The sequence below is a fragment of the Butyrivibrio sp. FC2001 genome (genome assembly GCF_000424125.1).
Classification (GTDB): domain Bacteria; phylum Bacillota; class Clostridia; order Lachnospirales; family Lachnospiraceae; genus Butyrivibrio.
On the sequence record NZ_AUJH01000004.1, the window covers coordinates 234924 to 254239 of the forward strand.

Consider the following 19316-nt stretch of genomic DNA (forward strand, 5'->3'; position numbering starts at 1 on the left):
AAAGTTGAGGAGCTTTCATGAAACAAAAAGAAGTAAACGAGAAAAGTAGGCAGATGAGCATCCCTGTGAGGGTAGGTGCGATTTTTACGGCAATCGGTCTCCTTGCAGGTGGTGCTTATGGGGCCTATTTTTTTGTGATTAGGAAAAATACTGAACCTGAAGGCATGGGAAAAGGTCCGGAGGGAATGAATGCTTCAGGCGTCGTGACGGCAACCGGAACCACAACAGTCGGAATGACAGAGGAAAGGTTCGATGTGGACAGCCTCGAGACTTCGCTAAAGATAGAGGATGTATACCTTAACAGCGGAGATGAGGTTGAACAGGGCACGAAGATACTGAAAATATCTGAGGAGAGCCTTGAAGAGGCAAGAACCGAACTGGAGCAGGCCGCAAAAGCCGCAGAATATGCCTATCGTCTTGGAGTGGTTGATCATGAGGAAGCCCTGATCACAGCTAAGAGCACATACGACGAGGCAGCCGTGAACTCTAATTATGCTGATAACGACTATCAGAGCGAAATACAGGAAAAGGCCAAGAAGGTAACAGAGCTTGAGGAGCAGGTTGCCGAGGCCCAGGAGATAGTCGATGAATACACCGCTTCTCAGAATGAAGACTATTACTATTCTTATTATAAAATAGATGAACTCAAGGAAGAGCTCTATGAAAATTTCACGCTGCTGATGCAGCTCTATGACGAATGGGGAATCGAAGAATTATCTAAGAATTCATCTCAAAATACCCAAGGCTCGCAGAATGATAAATACACACTTTATCAGGATTTTGACAAAGAGGTACAGGAGGAGCAGGAGGAGTATGATACTGCTCTGGAAAACTACGAGGATGCCAAGCGTAAAGCTGAGACAAATCTTGATAAAGAAAAGGCAAATCTGGAAAAACTTAAGGCACAGCTCTCAGAAGCCCGGGTGGCATACGATGAAGCAGCTGCTACAGCAGGTTCAACCAAAAGAGAGATTGTAGCTAAAAGCGGAATAGCGGATGATACCTACAAAAATAAGTACTGTGTTCTTGGGAATGACGTGGCAAAGGAGGTTTTCGGAAGTGCCTACGATGCCTATGATGAGACGGTTTACATAGATGACAGGTCCTATACCGTAAAAGGCGTCATATCCGAGGTAGGAACTGTGGCGTCGGGAATTAGCCCTGATACAGCGATTTTCGTGCCCTATGAGACCGGGATAAAGTACCTTACGGGAAATGACATCAGCCCGACAATAACTGTGATTGCGGACGATACCGGAGAGGTTAGCACCATAAAGTCCAATATTGAGACGGTTTTATCTGAAAATTACACCAATGCAAGCTTTGCAATATCAGACGCCGGCTCCAAGATGGAGGCTGCAAACCAGTCAAACAGGACTCTGACGCTTTTACTGTATGCCATGGCTGCAATCGTGTTTGTTGTAGGCGGTATCGGCATTATGAACGTGCTTTTCGTATCTGTAAAAGAGAGGACCAACGAGATTGGAATACTTAAGGCTATCGGCTGCAGTCAGAGGGATATTCTTCTGGAATTCCTTCTTGAAGCCAGCACTATATCACTTCTTGGTTCAATTATCGGTGTGATATGCACGGTTGGAATAACACCCATTATAGAAAGCTTCAATATGACGGTGTCCTTATCTGTCGGAGGTGCGATTTTATCGATGGTATTTGGTGTGTTTACAGGAACAGTGTTCGGTTTCTATCCGGCTTACAAGGCGTCGACGCTGGTACCTGTAGTTGCGCTTAATCAGGAATAGAAAGGGGTTTGGTATGGAGAAAAATGCGGAAGTAAAGGATACAGGGAAAAAGAAAAATAAGAAGGTTGCTTTCTTTGCGGTGCTAATAGCTGTAGTTCTGGTGGTCACTGCTGTCGTAGGGGTGAAGATATATCAGAAAAACAAGGTGTCCGCTGCGGCGGCAAATGAGATAACCGTTGGAGAGGGACAGGAGCTGGTTTATGCGAAGATCACCTCCATCGCCGGGAATGATATGGAAGTTAGCATTTTGAAGGAAGCTGAAGGAAAGGGATTCCCCTTTGGAGATAAGTCCTCTGGTGAAAGACCGGAGAAACCATCAGGTGATTTTCAGCCAGGCGAGATGCCTTCAGGAGGTTTTTCTTCAGGGGAGAAGCCATCCGGAGATGGTTCAGACTCTAAGAGGCCTGAGAGAAGTGTAAAGCAGTTTGAGGAGACAGGTGAGACTGCAGAGTTTGAGATTCCGGTGGGAACAGAGGTCATAACCAAGCTTGGAACAACAGTGACCTTTTCATCACTTTCAACAGGCGACACTATAGCTATCGCAGTGGAAAGCGGAAAAAATATAATCGACAAAATCTGGGTTGTAGAATAGACAGGATAAAACATGAGTATGATAAAAATGGTCAATATCTGTAAGGGATTCTCGCTGGGCGAGGACAAGGTTCAGGTATTGAAAAATGTGAATTTCAATGTGGAAAAGGGGGAATTTGTGGCAATTCTGGGGCCTTCGGGCTCCGGAAAAACCACCCTGATGAATATCATCGGATGCATGGATGTGACTGATACCGGTGAGTACTTCCTGGACGGACAGGCGATACACAGCATGGAGGAGCAGGATCTTGGTAATATCAGGAATAAGGAGATAGGGTTCATTTTTCAGAATTACCAGCTAATCCCCACCTATAACATAATGCAGAATATCATAATGCCACTGATAGTAAGAGGCATGAGCACGCCTGAAGCAGAGGAAAAGTGCATAGATATCATCAAGCTTCTGGGATTGGATCACAGACTCAGGCACAAGCCCAATGAACTATCCGGTGGTCAGAAGCAGAGAGTATCCATTGCCAGAGCATTGGTGGGAGAACCCGCGATACTGCTGGCAGATGAGCCTACAGGAGCGCTGGATAGGGCCAGTGGCCAGGATGTTCTTAAGCTTTTCAGGGATTTGAATGAGATGGGGCATACCATAGTGATGATAACCCATGATCTGGGTGTTGCTCAGCAGGCATCAAGGATCGTGCATATCGTAGATGGACAGCTTTCGGAGGATAAATAGTAAATTCCGTGGTCATATTTTAGGAGAAATTTATAAGTAATTTATATAAAGTAAATTGTGCAATGGTAGAATTATTTTGGTTTTGTTATTGATATTTGCAAATGTTTCACTACAAAAGTAGGAGGATATCGCGATGAAGATTACAACCTTTAACCCTATGATTCTATCCGGGAACGCAGACGATGTTATCAAGATTTTTGAAGATTTGGGCTTTGAGAAGCGCCATCAGGTTGACAATATTGATAACAAGGGCATCACCAGCGTTCGTATGACAGATGCCAATGGCTTCCACGTTGATGTTGCGCAGACACACATGGAGAAGGATATGACTACGATGCGCATGAATGTCAGCGATTTTGATGAAGCTTATGAGTTTTTGAAGAATCATGGTTTTAAAAATGTCAGAGGAGCGGACAGTACGGTTGAATCTGCTACAGCAAAATCCTGCCTGATGATTGCTCCGTCTGGCTTCTCAATTCAGCTTACACAACATATTAAGGAATAAATTATTTGATGATGTTGAATCCCACAGCCAAAGTGCTGTGGTTTTCTTTGTGTTTGAACATTGTACTGTAATTCTGCGTGATTCCTTAGTAAAATATACAGGTGAAGAATATAGTGGACGGTAATATAGAATGATAAATAAAATCTGGGAATTAATTCATAAGAACGACACGGTAATATTTTTTGATATCGACGGAACTCTGACCAGCTACAATTACGGAGAATACCATGCCCATCATGAGTTGGATTTCACACCGGAATTCAGGGAAGTCAACATTTATGCTGACTGCAGAAGGCTTGAACCAATCTATAACTTCATAAAGGGGCATGATATGGACAGGATATTCTGCATTTCAAGAGAGCCCCACGGGCATGAGGACTGGAAATCAGAGATGGTAGAGAGGCTCTATGGGATTCCTGCAGATCATTGCTACTATACTTTGGATGCTTCCGAAAAGCCGCAGATAGTGAAGGGCGTGGTTAGCAGGCTTTTTCCGGATATTTCTCCTAAATCCGTTGTATGTATAGATGATAACGATGAAACCCTTGGGATGTATATGAAAGAGACACCTTTTTGTACTGCCCATCCCATGTTATTCATGGAATACAGTGAAAATAGAGGCTGAATGCGTGTAAAATGCTTCAGCCTTTTTCATGGAGTTATTGTTTAAATAGAAAATCTTAGATAGAAAGTGCGAGGATAAGTATGGAAGATAATATAAGAATTGTTGAAGAGCGTATATCAGCAGAGGAATACATAGAGTTTTTGAAAAGAACCGACCTTGGTTCCCAGTACCCTAAGGAGCGGTTTGCCGAAAGGATTGCAAGGCTTGTAAAAAATGTATCAATAAGCTTAGTTGCAAGGAATGAGCAGGGGCTGGTTGTAGGAGTGCTCTTTGGACTCACGGATTTTTGTTACTGGCTATATATCACTGATCTGGGGGTAGACAGAGACTACGAGAGACAGGGCATAGCAAGCAGGCTTATGAAGACTGCTCATGAGATAGCAGGTGGTGAGAAGGACATAGCGGTGTACCTTATAGCGAATGAAAATGCAGTGCCTTTTTACAAGAAACTGGGCATGAAGTTCGCTGATGATGTCATGCAGTACAACCACATAGAATGGACAGAGTGGACGGTAGAGTGAGGGATATAGGCAGGCATGGAAATCGCAGGAGCACTGGCTTTTTGCTCGCGGGAGGTACATTTCTGTTTGATGTACTGGGTGGCGCGAACAAATTTAATCATACTGGAAGCTGGGGATTACTTGCTTTAGGGCCAAAATGCTAATTTGACGTGTAGCCTGGGAGGAGATGAAAAGCGCCACTACTTGAAAAAGAGCCGGAATCTTTACAATGTCGCGTAGTTTTGGACAATCCAAGAGGTGCAATTACTTGAAAAAACTGAAAAATCTTTGCATGTCCCGTAGACCGGGACCTTTTAAAGGGTAAAACTACTTGACCCAAGACGAAAATCTTTAGAAAGTCCCGTAGCTCGGGACTTTCTAAGAGAAAGAGCTACCGAACAAAAGGCAAAAAACCTATGAAGGACACGTAATCGAATAAATAAAAAACCTCTTTACTGGTCTGTGCAGTAAAGAGGACATTTATCTTATTTATGATACATATCAAATCAGAGGGCTCTGATCCATTTCCCCTTGAAGTAGTAAATCACAAAAATGATCGCGCTGACCGACCAGGTCAAAGGGTAGGCCCAGAAAATCACGTTAACTACGGGGATGAGTCTTACAATTATTGTTATGTAGGTTATTCTGAGGAGACACCAGCTGGAGAGCATGACAATCATGGGAACTGTCGTCTTTCCTGCGCCTCTGAATATTCCTGCGAGACAGTGGCTAAGTGCCAGAAGGAAGAAGAACAGACTCTCAGTTCTGGCCTGCGTTGTACCGATTGCAAGGACAGCAGGTTCACTTGAGAACATCCTCAGGAAAACCGGGGCATAGGCAAAAACAGCTACGCCAATAAGCTCAGCACTTCCAACACCGATGGCACTGCCGATAACGGCGCCTTTTCTGACTCTCTTTATTTCACCGGCGCCAAGATTCTGACTGACAAAGGTTGTCAAAGCCATGCAGATGCAGGTGATAGGCAGAAAAACGAAGCCTTCAAGCTTGGAATAGCTTCCGCAGCCAGCCATGGCCTCTGAGCCAAAAGCATTTATGTTGGACTGAACTACGACATTACCTATTGCGATGACACTATTTTGTATGCCGGTCGGAATACCTATCTTGAGCTCTTTTCCCAGAAGATTCATATCCATTCTGAGCTTGTTTAAGTAAATCCTGTGGGGGCCGTCAACCTTCATCAGCTTCACGAAGGCCAGAAGAGCACTGATAAATTGCGCTATTATCGTAGCAAGTGCAGCGCCTCCGATTCCAAAACCAAGGTATTTTACAAATGCAATATCAAGAACTGTGTTTATCACTGTGCTGACAACAAGGTAATAAAGGGGCCTTTTGGAGTCACCCACGGCCTGAAAGACGCCGCAGCAGGCGCTGTACAGAATATTGCCGAGGCCTCCAAGGAAATATATCTTGAAGTACAACACGGAATTGTCCATTACATCAGACGGCGTCCCCATCCACCTAAGAAGAATGGGTGTGAAAAAGTAGCCAAATACAGTCATTGCAATACCCATGAGGATTGCAAAAGCAATTCCTGTGTGGGTTGCCTTTGAGACTTCCTTGTTATCCTGGGCGCCATAGCTTTTGCCGATAATAACGCTATTGCCCATGAACAGACCGTTGATAAAGCCTACCATCAAAAAGATAAGGCTTCCCGTGGTGCTGACGGCAGCCAAAGCTTCCTTGCCGAGGACGTTTCCGACAACCACGGAGTCGACGATACTATATAACTGCTGAAGAAGCTGTCCGAGAAACAGCGGAACAGCAAACATTATTAAATTCTTTGTAATAGAGCCTTTTGTCATGATATTTCTAAAACCATCCTTAAAATGCATCCAATGTTAGGGCACAGTATTCCTTTCTATCACTTTTTTACGTTTTGTGCAATCTTTTTACTGAGTATGTTAAAAAGCTATTAGTATGGAAAAGTGGAAAAATATGCGTAAAAAAGCTATTATAGAAGGGTTTGAGGGATGAAACTATGAAAAAGGAAAGATTGTAGGTGGAGTATGAGAATAATTGAGAGCTGTGCAGAGTGCCTGTACGATAAACAAAAGCACCTGACAGATAATGAGGAATATTTAAAAGAAATCAAGAACCTGATTGATAACAGGGGTGAGGATGATACGTCGCCTTATCTTGTCTATCTTTTTGGACAGGTGCATGAGAAGTTCTTTGGAAAAAGGGCATCCTATAAGGATGTAAAGAAAAAGTACAATGATCTGGTGCTTTCTCTGGAGGATGAGATAAGAAGAAAAATCGAGGAGTCGGAGAATCCGCTGGAAACAGCACTGGCGTATGCAAGAGTCGGAAATTACATCGATTTTGGCGCGATGAACAGTGTCGATGAGGGTACTTTCCTTTCACTTATTGAGGATGTCGAGGTTCACGACAGAGACAGAAAAACTATCGATTCTTTTGTAAAGCAGCTGGGAGAAGCTAAGACATTTCTTCTTATTACAGATAATTGCGGTGAAATTGTTCTTGATAAGCTTTTCATCGAGCAGCTTAAGAAGCGATTTTCACACCTTGATGTAAATATCCTGGTTAGAGGCGGCGAGGTGCTAAATGACGCAACGATGCATGATGCAGAATATGTAGGAATGGATAAGCTTGGCAGAGTTATTTCCAATGGCAATCCGGTCGCTGGTACTGTTTATGGCATGCTTTCTGACGAGGCAAAGGACATTCTGGATAATTCAGATGTAATCCTTGCTAAGGGTCAGGGCAATTATGAATCCCTGTGCAAACAAGGCAGACATATTTTTTATTCCTTCCTGTGTAAGTGCGAACTGTTTACAAGCAGATTCGAGGTTCCAAAGCTCACAGGAATATTTGTAGAGGAAGTGTAAAGGGTAATGTAATCAGAATTGTAATAGACAAAGATGGAAATGAAATTTCCAGGGAGGAAGAATGAGACTAGAAAAGAATTTGACTTGCGAGAGAATTACCATTAGGAACTACAAGACAGCCGATCAGGAATTTTGTACCGGCATGTGGTTTGATGAAGAAAATGGAAAGTATTTAAGTGATCCTACAAAGGATTATGTTGATGAGGTATATCAGAACGCTATTGATAGTATGGAAGACAGTGATGATGGCTATTATCTGGTGATCGAGAATAAATCTGAAGGAAAAAGCATAGGAACCTGCTGCGCTTTTCCAAATGAAGACAGAAGCAACATTGATATAGGCTATTGCATCAATAAAGAATACTGGCGTAAGGGTTATGCTTCAGAAGCGATCCAAAAGCTTATAGAGTGGGCAAAAGAGCAGTCCATCAAAACCGTAACAGCAGAGGTGGCAAAGGAGAATATTCCCTCCTGCGGGCTTTTAGACAAGCTCGGATTCAAGGTAAAAAGCGAGACAACCTATAAGAAATATCATATGGATATTGAGTTTGACAGCTATATTTACGAGCTGGCAATCTGAAAATATTACATAAATATTACAAAAGTTGACAAAAGGTTACTTCGTGTAATAAAATACATACTCAGATGCGCAAAACATCAGAGCTACAATTGGCTATTTGCCAATTGTAACAGTATTAAGGAGTATGTATTTTGTTTAAAAAATTGTTATGCATGGTAACTATTGTGGTTGGTATTATGTTTACCAACGAGGTGACAGTACAGGCAGAGGAGGCTGTTGAAACAACGGTTGAATCAAGTGAAGAGGTAATTGCTGAAGAGGCAGAGGAAACTGAAGAAGCAGAAGAGCCTGCACCTGAAGCTGAGGAGGAGACTCCGGCACCTGCAGAGGAAGCTCAGGCACCCGCACAGGCAGAAGCTTCTGCACCTGCACAGAATTGTCCCATCGCTCTTCCTGCAGAAGTACACACATATTGCGAGCAGGCCGCTGCAGAATTTGGTATAGACAGTAATATTCTTAAGGCGCTTGTATATACAGAGAGTAAAGGTAATGCAGCAGCAAAGAATAGATGTTACATCGGTCTTACACAGCTTAATCCCAGTAATTTTGGTGCAGCAATAGCTACACTTGGAGCAGATCCTAATGATGCATATCAGAATGTAAGAATCTGTGCATATATGCTTTCAGGCTGGATGGCAAAATATGGAAATATGTATATTGCACTTGATTGCTGGCACCAGGGAGAGAGAAGCGCAGCAGCTGCAAACAGAGCAGATGGTACTAATTACAGCAGAACAATCTGCTCAAATGCGCAGTTACTTGCAGCAGCATGAATAATTGAATAACTAACAATATATAAAAATGACCAACGGGAAATGTACGAATGACAAATCCTCGTTGGCCTTTTTTATCTTTGAAAATGCTTTCCATAATTATTCCAGAAATAGTTATATTCATCATTTTTTGCGAAAATGAATGCGTAATTAGAATTTCTTTTCTCCCGCTTAAGATAACTTAACTGATCCTGCTGATAGGGCGCTGAAAACGTCCTGTTATCGTAAAGAACAATCAGCGGAACATCAAAAGTGTTTTTTTCTGAAATAGCCTCTTCTTCATTTCCATCCTCGATAAATCTGAGAGGAATCTTCACAAGCTCTGACATAAAATAGTCTGAAATATCAGGCATATCTTCGTCCTGCGAGCTTAGGAAGATGCGAACCCATTCCTCCCCCATACCTGCGGAGGAATAAGCCTCAGCAGATTGAACAGAGGGAGAAAACATGGGCAGATTAACTTTTTTACCATAAACAAGCTTTTTTATCGTCTCTGGCGACAAATAGAATTCTTCAGCTATCTCCATAATCGATTTTCCTGCAGAATACCTGCTACAAATCAGAGTGTTACGCTTGCTGAGCCTGCTCCGGTATCCCGAAGCTTCACCCCAGCCCTTGGGCTTTTCACTTTTGGGAATATATATCAGTTTTCCTTCTGCATATTTCTGGACCTCTGCCAATAGCGCTGCAGGCAGGATATCCTTTGCATTTTCATATTTCATTAAGCTGTCTCCGATGTTAGTTTTGACATGCGATCTTCCAGTTCATTTATGGACTTCACGATTGAATTGCAGGACTCCAGATCATCAATCGATGCATGCCATCTCAGTGTTGCGATTCCCTTTGTATATGCCATGCAAAGGAACCTCTCCTTGAAGTTCTCTATCTGGATGTTTCTCTTTTTAGCATACTCGTAAAGCTTTTCCGGCACCAGAAGATATGGCTTGTTCAGATCAAGTATTGCAAAATCCATCATAAAATCCATGATTCCGGCTCTTCCCCAGTCTGCACAATAGGTTTTTCCGGATTCATCTACTATCATGTTGCGGAAAAATGTATTGTTATTAACAAGAAAACGTTTGCTCTCGCAGAATGGAGCATACTTTAATGCTTTTTCTGCTATTTTATAGTAATAATCCTCTTCAAGGAAGGTTGTGCCAAACATCTGCTTCCAATTTTTCCAATAGCCCTCTGTAGGCTCTTCAATCAGCTCTGCCTTGATGAACGCCTCTATGGTGTCGAAAGGAGCGTTGTTGTCCTCGTTAAACTCGCCATATCCAGTTTCGGAAGAAATATCTGTTCCGGCGATCTCGAAGATCATATCAAAAAAGTTCTCATAGCAGCCTTCAAACTCCTCCGGTGTCAGTTCGTTGGCATTACGTCCCTTAGGACTTAAATTTATTTTATCCTTAGTAAGATTCTTTATAAAAATATCCCTGTTCATAATGTACCCCTTTTTTGCCAGTAATAAGTTTCTGTTACGTGTCAAAGCGCTTTTACAATTGTTATGATAGCAAGGTAGTTCATATAGATATATAGAGAAAATAATTATAACAGAACTATACCTATTGAATGTTGTGGTATTATAGAAAAATGGGGGAAATAATAGGGGAGCTGAAATATGGGGAAAAATGAGTAAACAAAACAATTTCACTGAAGGTCCTATACTTGGACCGCTTTTAAAATTTGCCATACCTGTGCTTTTTGCACTGTTTCTGCAGTCTCTGTACGGTGCAGTTGACCTTATGATAGTAGGAAAATTCGCTGCCGCTGCAGATGTTTCCGGTGTTTCAACGGGTTCACAGATCATGATGACACTCACTAATTTTGTGAGTGCACTTTCCATGGGTATGACAGTATTCCTGGGCCAGAAGATAGGTGAGAAAAAAGCAGAAGAGGGCGGCGAAATAGTTGCTAACGGTATTATGCTGTTTTTCACCATAGGAATCGCATTAACGTTGCTTATTCCCGTGTTTGCGCCGGGGCTTGCATCCCTTATGAATGCGCCTGCAGAGGCCTTTGATCTTACTGTTTCATACATCAGAATATGCGGACTTGGCATCATCGTAATCATCTCATACAACCTTATCGGTAGTATTTTCAGGGGACTTGGTGATTCCATGACACCGCTTATAACCGTGCTTATTGCCTGCATTTTCAATATTGTGGGAGACCTTGCTCTGGTTGCCGGTTTTGGTATGGGCACGAAGGGTGCAGCGATAGCAACAGTAGCTGCGCAGTTTATCAGTGTTGCGATTTCATTAGTTATGATAAAAAGGAAAACTCTTCCGTTTACCATAAGCAGGAAGTGCTTTGTGCTTCGTAAGGAGCATATCGCTAAAATCCTCTTTATCGGTACACCCATTGCGCTGCAGGATTTCCTGGTTGGAATATCCTTCCTTGTAATACTGGCAATTGTTAATTCACTTGGACTTGTGGCGTCAGCGGGAGTGGGAGTTGCCCAGAAGGTATGCGGCTTCATAATGCTCATACCGTCAGCGTTTGCGCAGTCCATGTCGGCATTCGTATCACAGAATCGTGGTGCGGGCAAATTCGACAGAGCCTTCAAGGGCCTAAGATATGCCATAGGTGTTTCATTTATCGTTGCAATAGTTATGTTCTACGCGGGATTTTTCCATGGAGATCTGTTGTCAGGCATTTTTGCTAACGACACGGACGTAATTGCAGCCTCCTGGGATTATCTGAAGGCCTATGCTATCGACTGCCTGTTTACATGCTTCCTGTTCTGCTTCATTGGCTTTTTCAATGGCATGGAATATACGAAGTTTGTTATGGTTCAGGGTATAATCGGAGCTTTCCTTGTGAGGATTCCGGTTTCATACATTATGAGTAAGCAGGATCCGGTTTCGCTTTTCTACATAGGACTTGCGACGCCTTGTTCAACGGTAATGCAGATAATCATGTGCTTCGGATGTCTGTTTTATTTAAAGAAGAAATTGAATTATAATTAACAAAGACGTTTTTTGAGGGGGAAAACAAATCATGTCTACGTTTTTTACAAAATCTAAGGTAAGGGCGATGGTTGCGTCCTTATCTCTTTTGGCATTGATGAAAAGCCGCTGGAGCTTATAGAAAACATAATTCTGTCTGATATAGACAATGGATTTTCCAGTGCTCAGCTTGCGATTATAAAGGATATGGTAAATGGGAAGCAGAAGCTCATAGACAAGGCTGAGGAGGATGCAGGAAAACCGCTTGGTGAGGATCATCCCCTGAGGGCGGCGCTGAAGGCTCTTGAGGAGGTTTCGAAAAAGTAAAAGTTGTGGAGAAATATTGATGGCAGACAAGATAGTAATGGGGTATTGGGACTGCCCTTCCTGTGGGAGTACCGGCATTCCCGGAACGACATACGATTGTCCAAACTGCGGAAGACAGCGTGGTAAGGAAACGAAATTCTATATGAAATCCGGAGAAGTTAAGTATGTTCACGGACACAAGGTAGTAGGAGCTGACTGGTACTGCGAATACTGCGGAGCGCTGAACTCAGCAGGTAGAACAAGCTGCGAAAACTGTGGCGCGCCCAAAGCGGAAAGCAAGGATGATTATTTTTCTCTTAAAGAGCCTAAGCCAAAGCCTGCAGTAAATACAGGGCAAAGCGCACAAACGAATAAGGCTGAAAACCAGTCATTTTCGGATAAAAAAAGGCATCTTCCCTTATGGATATGGATTGCGGCAGGAATCGTACTTACTATAATCATTTCGAATCTAATTTCATCTTATGTCAATAAGCCGAGGGAATACACTTTTGATGTCCAGGAGATGGCCTGGGAAAACACAATTGATATTGATGAATACAAGACCTTCCGGGAATCGGACTGGTATCTTCCGAATGGAGCCCGGCTGGCATATACTGCTACAGAGATCCGGAGCTATGAATCGGTCCTGGATCATTATGAAAGTGTGACAAAGTCCAGGCAGGTTGAGTCGGGCGGCCATTATGAGACCAGCTACTCAGATAATGGAGATGGAACATTTACAGAGCATGAAAATTATGTACCGGATTATACTACTGAGTATTACACGGAGGATGAGCCGGTTTACAGGCAGGAACCGATATATGACACCCGATATTATTACGATATAGACAGATGGGAATATGAACGGTCAGAGACCACTTCCGGGAAGGATAAAAATCCATACTGGCCAGAACCGGAGCTGAGTGAGAAGGAAAGGGAATCAGGTCGCTCTACTAAGTACACAATGAGTGGCGTATTGCATTACCGGTCATTTGGGAAAGATAAGGAAAAAACCGTGACTTATGATATTCAGGAGTCATGGTGGAAGGAAATAAAAGAGGGACAAACTATAATACTTACTTTAGAAGGAGAGGAATTAACGGGATGGGATACTTGAAAAACATGAAAAAAGGGAACTTATTTGTTGGGGCGATGCTTATCATGACGATGGCGGCTGCAGGCTGCTCTTCACAGAAGAATGTGCCTGAATCTGAGGAGATAGTAGAAGAGCTTCCGGAAGCTACTGAGAATTGGAATAAGGAGATTGAAGAAGTAAAGGAAGAGGTAAAAGAAGAAGTAGTTCAGGAAGCTGAAGCCGGTGAAGAGGTTGATAAGGCAGATGAGGCTGAAGTCAGTACCGACGGTGTTGTTAGCATCTGCGATGAAGATACACAGTTTGACTATGATAAAGACTACTATGCAGAGATTGCAGCAGCTGTAGATAATGCAGTTCGCCAGGCAGGTTCTCTTGAAGAAGAGTTCGCAGCTATGGACGATATCCATGAAGTGATTACGAAGCGTAGAGATCCTGACCAGACACAGTATGAGATGAATGTGGCATCAAAATGGTACTATCAGGTTTGGCAGGCAGAACTGGCTAATTTGCTGGTTCGAACCTGTGATGCTGTCGATGAGGACACCAAAACCCGCTTAGAGACTGAACAGAAAAACTGGGATGCTATGCTTGGTGACGCGGCTACCCAGTTTAACGGGCCAAGTGAAGAGGGCGGAAGTATTTATCCTATTCTTTACAATGGTTATATGGAAGATGCTACTAAGAGAAGATGCTATTATCTGGCATCTATTCTTGCAGAAGCCTCAGGTTCATCATATAGCTATCCTGAGAAGGAATTCCTTGGTTCCTATATTGATGATGAGGGAACAGGTGAAGTATACAGCATTCTTGCCGTTCGAAGCGGATGGGAATCAGACTGCGAGGCAGCTATAACTCTGTATAGACTTGGAGATCTTAAAGGACCCGTAACAGAAGAATCTGATGGAACTCTCAAGTTCACCTCGGAAGATGGTCTGGTAACAGGAATCATCACCTGCAGCAACGCCGGTGCAACCTTTGAAGTTACTGAGGCTGACGCTACCAGCATTGTTGCAGCAGGAGATAAATTTGAATTCCCGATAGTATACTGATCAGTATTCGTATAAAGCAGAATCGTCGATGTCAGATAGCTTTGAAAAGCCTGTGTTACTCATGATATACCGGAGCTCACTACCGATTCCTTCAAGGAATTTTACGACGCCGGGAGTACCATCCTTTTCAAGGGATGGCATCATGGATCTGCCTACAGCTGCAGCATCTGCGCCAAGAGCGAGTGCTTTATATACATCTGCGCCACTTGCGATACCGCAGTCTACAATTATGGTGATATCTTTATCCTTCAAAGCTTCTTTGATGTCAGGAAGAATCATCATCGGCGGAACTGCATAGGGAAGACGACCGTGATGGTGACTCACGATAATACCCTTTGCACCGATTTCTGCGCATTTGAGGGCGTCCTGTACGCTTAACACTCCTTTGACGATGAAAGGAAGCTTTGTAGATTCGACATAAGAGCGCAGCATATCAGATGTCTGAGGCGCCATTTCTTCGCCGACAACAACATCATAACCATCAGGACCAAAGATATGGTCGATATCCATGCCGATTCCGAAAGCGCCCGCTTCCTCTGCGAACTGGAACTGATCGCGAACTTTTCCGTTATCTGCATAGGGCTTTACTATTCTTACGGTTTTTGCACCGGTATCTATTATTTTCTGGAACATATCGTTTTCCATCATTCCACAGAAATTCAGGATGTTACTTTCTTTTGCTGCTAAGGAATACTCCTCAAGACCGCTTAATTCTCTGCCATTAAAGCTTTTCAGATGGGAAAATGCCGGTGTAAGTACGGGCATTGAAAAGCTCTCGCCAAACAGAGTTGTGCTGATATCAGCTTTAACTGAATCGATCAGCCTCTCTTCAATAAGTATGGAATCCATGTATCTTTCAGTGATTTCATTTGCATCAGATAGTCTTGTATAAGCCATCAAGTACCTCCTTAAGATAATTCATGTTTTATGTAAAAGAATGATAAATAAATCTTAGCAGTCATATGAGACTATTCCTACTCAATATTTGATATGTCATATTTCATTTTTTGGTAGTATTGTTCTTAGGGATATTTTTGTTTAATCTTTTATTTGGAGGTTGGGGATATAAAAATGGAACCTGACATATTGTGTCCGGTAGGTAAATACGGCATTTCTCGCTTTGTGTCGTGGTACTTAGAGGACAGATTTTTTATACTCTGACTATCCTGAGAGAGGAGGAAAAACTAAAGATTGGATCAGAAAAAAGCTGGCTTATTTTTTAAGCAATTAAGACACGAAAAACAAATGACACAAGAACAGCTTGCTAACGTTTTTAATGTAAGCACAAGAACTATATCCAGATGGGAAAACGGAACCAATCTACCGGATATTTCTCTTCTGGTTGAGATTGCGGATTTCTATGATGTAGATGTTAGAGAACTCATTGAAGGAGAGAGAAAAAGCGAGATGATGAATGAAGAAGTAAAAGAGGTTGCCGAAAAGATGGCGGATTATGCCGGCACCGAAAAGGGCAAGCTTTTTAAATGGGTAAGAGCGATCAGTTTAATTGGAACAATCCTGCTGACTATAGCCATAGTACTTCAGTGCATAAATTATGAGCCAAATCTAACAAGAAGCTTTGCCATTGCACTGACATTTTTGGGTCTTGTGGCACTAGCCATAACGACGCTCTATGCAAACGGTATATTAAGTAATCTCGTGAAGAAAAAAGGCTTTGTTATAAAAGTGGTAGTTCTTGTCCTCATTATTATAAGCGTGCGATATATGATCATGAGTGCGCTTATTGTGGTGATTGGTATTTACGATTCCTCAAAGCCTTTTGATAAGAAAACCGGAATAGAAAACTATGATAAAAACTATTTCCTTGAAACCTACAGCGGAGACCTGGATAGCGGACTTTTTGTTTTTCCGGATGATACGGAAAATGCTCTTACTACAGAGTTCGAATCTTCCATGAAAACAGGACTTTTTGATACGGACGGAAGCATTTTTCTTACAGCTATTTATTCAGATGAGGATTTTGACAGTGAAGTAAAGCGACTGTCAGAGATAACCTGCACGGTTTTTGATACAGATTTTGAGGACAGCGATTACCATATCGGTGAGGTAAAATACGATGCGGACAGTTACAATTTTCCGGCGTATGTGACTTCGGACGGTTATAAAAATGTCTATGAATACGCCCTTATTGACGATGCTGACAACGAGATTATTTACGTATATCTGTCCTATCCCGATGTGACAAATGCAAGTCTTGCCGCACACCTGGATTATTTAAAAAAGGACAAAGCTTCATATGTTATCAAGGGTTCTACTTTGAATGAATTCTCAATTTACAGCTTCCACTTCAAGGATGATATCTGGTGCGAGTATACGCCGGGGGATGAAGAACGAGAGCTTTTAGGAAATCAGAGATAAAAGTTTAAAATTTTTGCAACATTATCCAAGGTTCATCTGTATATAAGGTATAAGGCACTTTTAGTGATAAAGGGAGATGAACATTATGAAAAAGATGATAAGCATAAAAAACATGACAATATGCTCTGTACTAACAGCTTCAATGCTCACAGGTTGTGCGGCTATGAGTAATTCCAGCTTATTGGCGCATACGGGAGATGAGATGGTGCAGAAGGTTTCCATTCAGGAAGAGGATACACCTCTTTCTGAAGCTGGGAATGATACTGAAAATAAAAAGAATACATCTGTTATGGTAAACACTGAGGCAACAGCTGACTTTGACAAGGCTCTTATGGAATTTGTTGAATCAGCAGGCTTTGCAGAAGAAAACTACATGGTTTCGCCTACGTCCTTCAGGGCAGCTCTGGCGCTCGCTGTAGCAGGCGCGGACACAAAAACCAAGGACGAACTGATACATGCGATGGGCTTTATCGACATGGATGAAGTAAATGCATGGTATGCGTCTGTTTCACAGATAATTGATGATTTTGATGCAGATATCGCTGCAGACGTTAAGGAATTCAAGCAGAACCAGGAATGGTTCCCTGAGGATGCGAAAAAGCCTGAAGGATCACTCGTTATGCTGAATTCCATCTGGCACAATACTGACCGCAACGGAAAGTTCGGTAAGGAGTATGTAAAGTATGTAGAGAAGAACTATGGTGCTAAGGCTTATGATGTAAACTCCAAAAAGATAACAGAGAAGGTAAATCAGTGGGTAAATGATGGAACGAATGGACTTATACCTTCAATTTCCAATGATCTGTCAAATGTAAATGCGGTACTGATAAATACTCTTTACCTTAAGAGCTCATGGGTGAGCAGTTTTGATAAGTATTCAACCAGCTCCGACACATTTACAACTGTAAAGGGTGAAAAAGTAGAAAAGGAATTCATGAATCAGCAGGAGAGATTCAGATTCTATGAGGATACAAAGGGAAAGCTTGTTGTTCTTCCTCTAAATGGCGGCGTGGAAGCAGTGTTCGTACTCGGAGACGTAGGTAATGTTCAGGAAGCTATGAAAAAGGCCTCTTACGAGGACGTTATCGTAAAGCTTCCTAAATTCGAGACGGAAAGCTCCTTTAGTCAGAATGAGTTTATAGATTTCCTTAAGGGAAGAGGCGTGAAGCTCGCATTTGATGTGGATGCTGATTTTTCAGTAATGTGTCCCGACACTCAGTGGATGATTTCAGATATCATTCAGAAAACAAAGATAAAGGTTGATGAGGACGGCCTTGAAGCTGCAGCTGCAACAGCCATTATGATGGTTGATGGATGCAGCCCGATAGAAAAGGAACCTAAGGAATTTGTAGCAGATCATCCTTTCAAGTTCTATATTTGCGGTGGAGAGGGCGATACGGAAGTTTTGTTCTGCGGACAGATAGTGGAGTAAAGAAGAGTTGGACTTATAATATTAAGCTTAATATTGACGTGAGAAGAAGGGTGTTGGGGAGTTATGAAAATTGTAACGGCTTTTGATTCTTTTAAAGGGAGTGTTTCTTCAATTGAGGCTGGAAATGCAGCCAAAGAAGGCTTTTCGAGAGTGAGCGGAGACGTCGAAACCATAGTTCGTCCGCTGGCGGATGGGGGCGAGGGTACCGTATATGCCCTTGTTACAGGTACAGGAGGGGATTTTGAAGATGTATCTGTCACAGGTCCACTGATGGAAAAAGTATGCTGCAGATACGGGATTATCCCCGGGAATGTCGCAGTAATAGAGATGAGCGGCGCTGCAGGAATAACACTTGTTTCTAATGAGCAGAGAAATCCGCTAAATACAACAACCTATGGCGTTGGTGAAGTCATTCTTGATGCGATAAATAAGGGCTGCAGGAAATTCATAATAGGTATAGGCGGTAGCGCTACTAATGATGGAGGAGTCGGGATGCTGACCGCTCTTGGCTTTGATTTTCTTGATTCTGAGGGAAAAAGGATCGCCCACGGTGCAGCGGGACTTAAGGATTTAAAGACTATTTCCTGCGATAATGCATGTCCCACGCTTGCAGAGTGCGATTTTCAGGTAGCCTGTGATGTGACCAATCCTCTTTGCGGCGATAACGGCTGCAGTGCAGTTTTCGGTCCACAGAAGGGTGCGGACAGCAGGATGATAGAAGATATGGATAAGTGGCTTGGTAACTATGCGGCCTTGGCGAAGGAGGTAATTCCTGATGCTGATTCTGACATACCGGGTAGCGGAGCTGCAGGCGGGATGGGATTTGCACTTAGGACATTTCTTGGAGCCAATCTCGAAAGCGGAATCGATATCATACTCAGGGAAACCGCCCTTGAGGATTACATAAAAGATGCAGACCTTGTTGTCACCGGTGAAGGCATGCTGGATGCCCAGACCTCTATGGGCAAAGCTCCTGCTGGTGTCGCAAAGCTTGCCAAAAAGTATGGAAAACCGGTCATAGCAATTGCCGGTGCAGTGACAGCTGATGCAGGAAGGTGTAACCAGCAGGGAATTGATGCGTTTTTCCCGGCACTTCGGAGAGTTTGCTCACTGGAGGAAGCAATGGATAAGGATAATGCGATGAAAAATATCGCAGATACAGCGGAGCAGGCATTGAGACTGATATATGCTACAAAAAATGCATAGAAAAG

At 42.8% G+C, this 19316-nt stretch carries 19 protein-coding genes; 15 read left to right on the forward strand and 4 right to left on the reverse strand.

What is annotated here, in order from left to right; genetic code table 11:
- Positions 1-17 precede the first annotated feature (17 nt).
- The 6 genes from G601_RS26720 (at position 18) to G601_RS0103120 (ending at position 4690) form a co-directional block, all read left to right on the forward strand.
- The gene (locus tag G601_RS26720; protein ID WP_051205528.1) at positions 18-1760 is read left to right on the forward strand and encodes an ABC transporter permease; all 1743 of its coding nucleotides are present in this window, start codon (positions 18-20) and stop codon (positions 1758-1760) included.
- Positions 1761-1773: 13 nt separating this feature from the next.
- Complete coding sequence (locus G601_RS0103100; protein WP_026664447.1) at positions 1774-2352, forward strand: hypothetical protein; 579 nt, start codon at positions 1774-1776, stop codon at positions 2350-2352.
- Positions 2353-2364: 12 nt separating this feature from the next.
- Entirely contained in the window at positions 2365-3039 is a 675-nt protein-coding gene (locus G601_RS0103105) for an ABC transporter ATP-binding protein (RefSeq protein ID WP_026491824.1), read from the forward strand.
- Positions 3040-3172: 133 nt separating this feature from the next.
- Complete coding sequence (locus tag G601_RS0103110; RefSeq protein ID WP_026664448.1) at positions 3173-3544, forward strand: hypothetical protein; 372 nt, start codon at positions 3173-3175, stop codon at positions 3542-3544.
- 130 nt (positions 3545-3674) lie between these two features.
- Complete coding sequence (locus G601_RS0103115) at positions 3675-4169, forward strand: hypothetical protein (RefSeq protein ID WP_026664449.1); 495 nt, start codon at positions 3675-3677, stop codon at positions 4167-4169.
- Positions 4170-4249: 80 nt separating this feature from the next.
- Positions 4250-4690: a GNAT family N-acetyltransferase gene (locus G601_RS0103120; protein WP_026664450.1), complete on the forward strand. Its 441-nt coding sequence runs from the start codon at positions 4250-4252 to the stop codon at positions 4688-4690.
- A 485-nt stretch (positions 4691-5175) separates the two neighbouring features.
- Here G601_RS0103120 and G601_RS0103125 read toward each other — a convergent pair whose 3' ends face one another.
- Positions 5176-6522 (reverse strand): MATE family efflux transporter, encoded by a 1347-nt coding sequence (locus G601_RS0103125; protein ID WP_026664451.1) that lies wholly within the window; start codon positions 6520-6522, stop codon positions 5176-5178.
- A 174-nt stretch (positions 6523-6696) separates the two neighbouring features.
- Between G601_RS0103125 and G601_RS0103130 the strand changes: the two genes are divergently transcribed.
- The 3 genes from G601_RS0103130 (at position 6697) to G601_RS0103140 (ending at position 8892) form a co-directional block, all read left to right on the forward strand.
- A complete protein-coding gene (locus G601_RS0103130) occupies positions 6697-7539 on the forward strand; it encodes a damage-control phosphatase ARMT1 family protein (RefSeq protein ID WP_026491828.1) in 843 nt (280 codons plus the stop codon).
- A gap of 61 nt (positions 7540-7600) precedes the next feature.
- The gene (locus G601_RS0103135; RefSeq protein WP_026664452.1) at positions 7601-8119 is read left to right on the forward strand and encodes a GNAT family N-acetyltransferase; all 519 of its coding nucleotides are present in this window, start codon (positions 7601-7603) and stop codon (positions 8117-8119) included.
- Positions 8120-8250: 131 nt separating this feature from the next.
- Entirely contained in the window at positions 8251-8892 is a 642-nt protein-coding gene (locus tag G601_RS0103140; protein ID WP_155834442.1) for a transglycosylase SLT domain-containing protein, read from the forward strand.
- 74 nt (positions 8893-8966) lie between these two features.
- Here the strand turns inward: G601_RS0103140 and G601_RS26380 are convergent, their stop codons facing one another.
- Positions 8967-9614, reverse strand: a complete 648-nt coding sequence (locus G601_RS26380; RefSeq protein WP_196808795.1) for a CD3324 family protein — start codon at positions 9612-9614, stop codon at positions 8967-8969.
- A complete protein-coding gene (locus G601_RS0103150) occupies positions 9614-10336 on the reverse strand; it encodes a hypothetical protein (protein ID WP_026664454.1) in 723 nt (240 codons plus the stop codon). The genes G601_RS26380 and G601_RS0103150 overlap by 1 nt, the downstream gene beginning before the upstream one ends.
- A 187-nt stretch (positions 10337-10523) precedes the next feature.
- Between G601_RS0103150 and G601_RS0103155 the strand changes: the two genes are divergently transcribed.
- The 3 genes from G601_RS0103155 to G601_RS21715 all read left to right on the forward strand — a co-directional run bounded on the left by G601_RS0103155 (position 10524) and on the right by G601_RS21715 (position 14294).
- Positions 10524-11864 carry an MATE family efflux transporter gene (locus G601_RS0103155; protein WP_026491832.1) on the forward strand — a complete coding sequence of 447 codons (1341 nt, stop codon included), beginning with the start codon at positions 10524-10526 and terminating at the stop codon, positions 11862-11864.
- A gap of 325 nt (positions 11865-12189) precedes the next feature.
- Complete coding sequence (locus G601_RS0103165; RefSeq protein ID WP_026664455.1) at positions 12190-13266, forward strand: zinc finger Ran-binding domain-containing protein; 1077 nt, start codon at positions 12190-12192, stop codon at positions 13264-13266.
- 5 nt (positions 13267-13271) lie between these two features.
- Positions 13272-14294, forward strand: a complete 1023-nt coding sequence (locus tag G601_RS21715) for a lysozyme inhibitor LprI family protein (RefSeq protein WP_207638010.1) — start codon at positions 13272-13274, stop codon at positions 14292-14294.
- Here G601_RS21715 and G601_RS0103175 read toward each other — a convergent pair whose 3' ends face one another.
- Entirely contained in the window at positions 14295-15191 is an 897-nt protein-coding gene (locus tag G601_RS0103175; protein WP_035790231.1) for an alpha-hydroxy-acid oxidizing protein, read from the reverse strand. It abuts the gene before it with no gap.
- Between the two features lie 348 nt (positions 15192-15539).
- On the opposite strand from G601_RS0103175, the gene G601_RS24635 reads away from it, so the two are divergent.
- From G601_RS24635 to G601_RS0103190, 3 genes are all read left to right on the forward strand, one after another.
- Complete coding sequence (locus G601_RS24635) at positions 15540-16673, forward strand: helix-turn-helix transcriptional regulator (RefSeq protein ID WP_081673375.1); 1134 nt, start codon at positions 15540-15542, stop codon at positions 16671-16673.
- An 85-nt stretch (positions 16674-16758) separates the two neighbouring features.
- Positions 16759-18105 carry a serpin family protein gene (locus tag G601_RS0103185; protein WP_026664457.1) on the forward strand — a complete coding sequence of 449 codons (1347 nt, stop codon included), beginning with the start codon at positions 16759-16761 and terminating at the stop codon, positions 18103-18105.
- A 63-nt stretch (positions 18106-18168) separates the two neighbouring features.
- Complete coding sequence (locus G601_RS0103190) at positions 18169-19311, forward strand: glycerate kinase family protein (protein WP_026664458.1); 1143 nt, start codon at positions 18169-18171, stop codon at positions 19309-19311.
- The last annotated feature ends 5 nt before the right edge of the window (positions 19312-19316 follow it).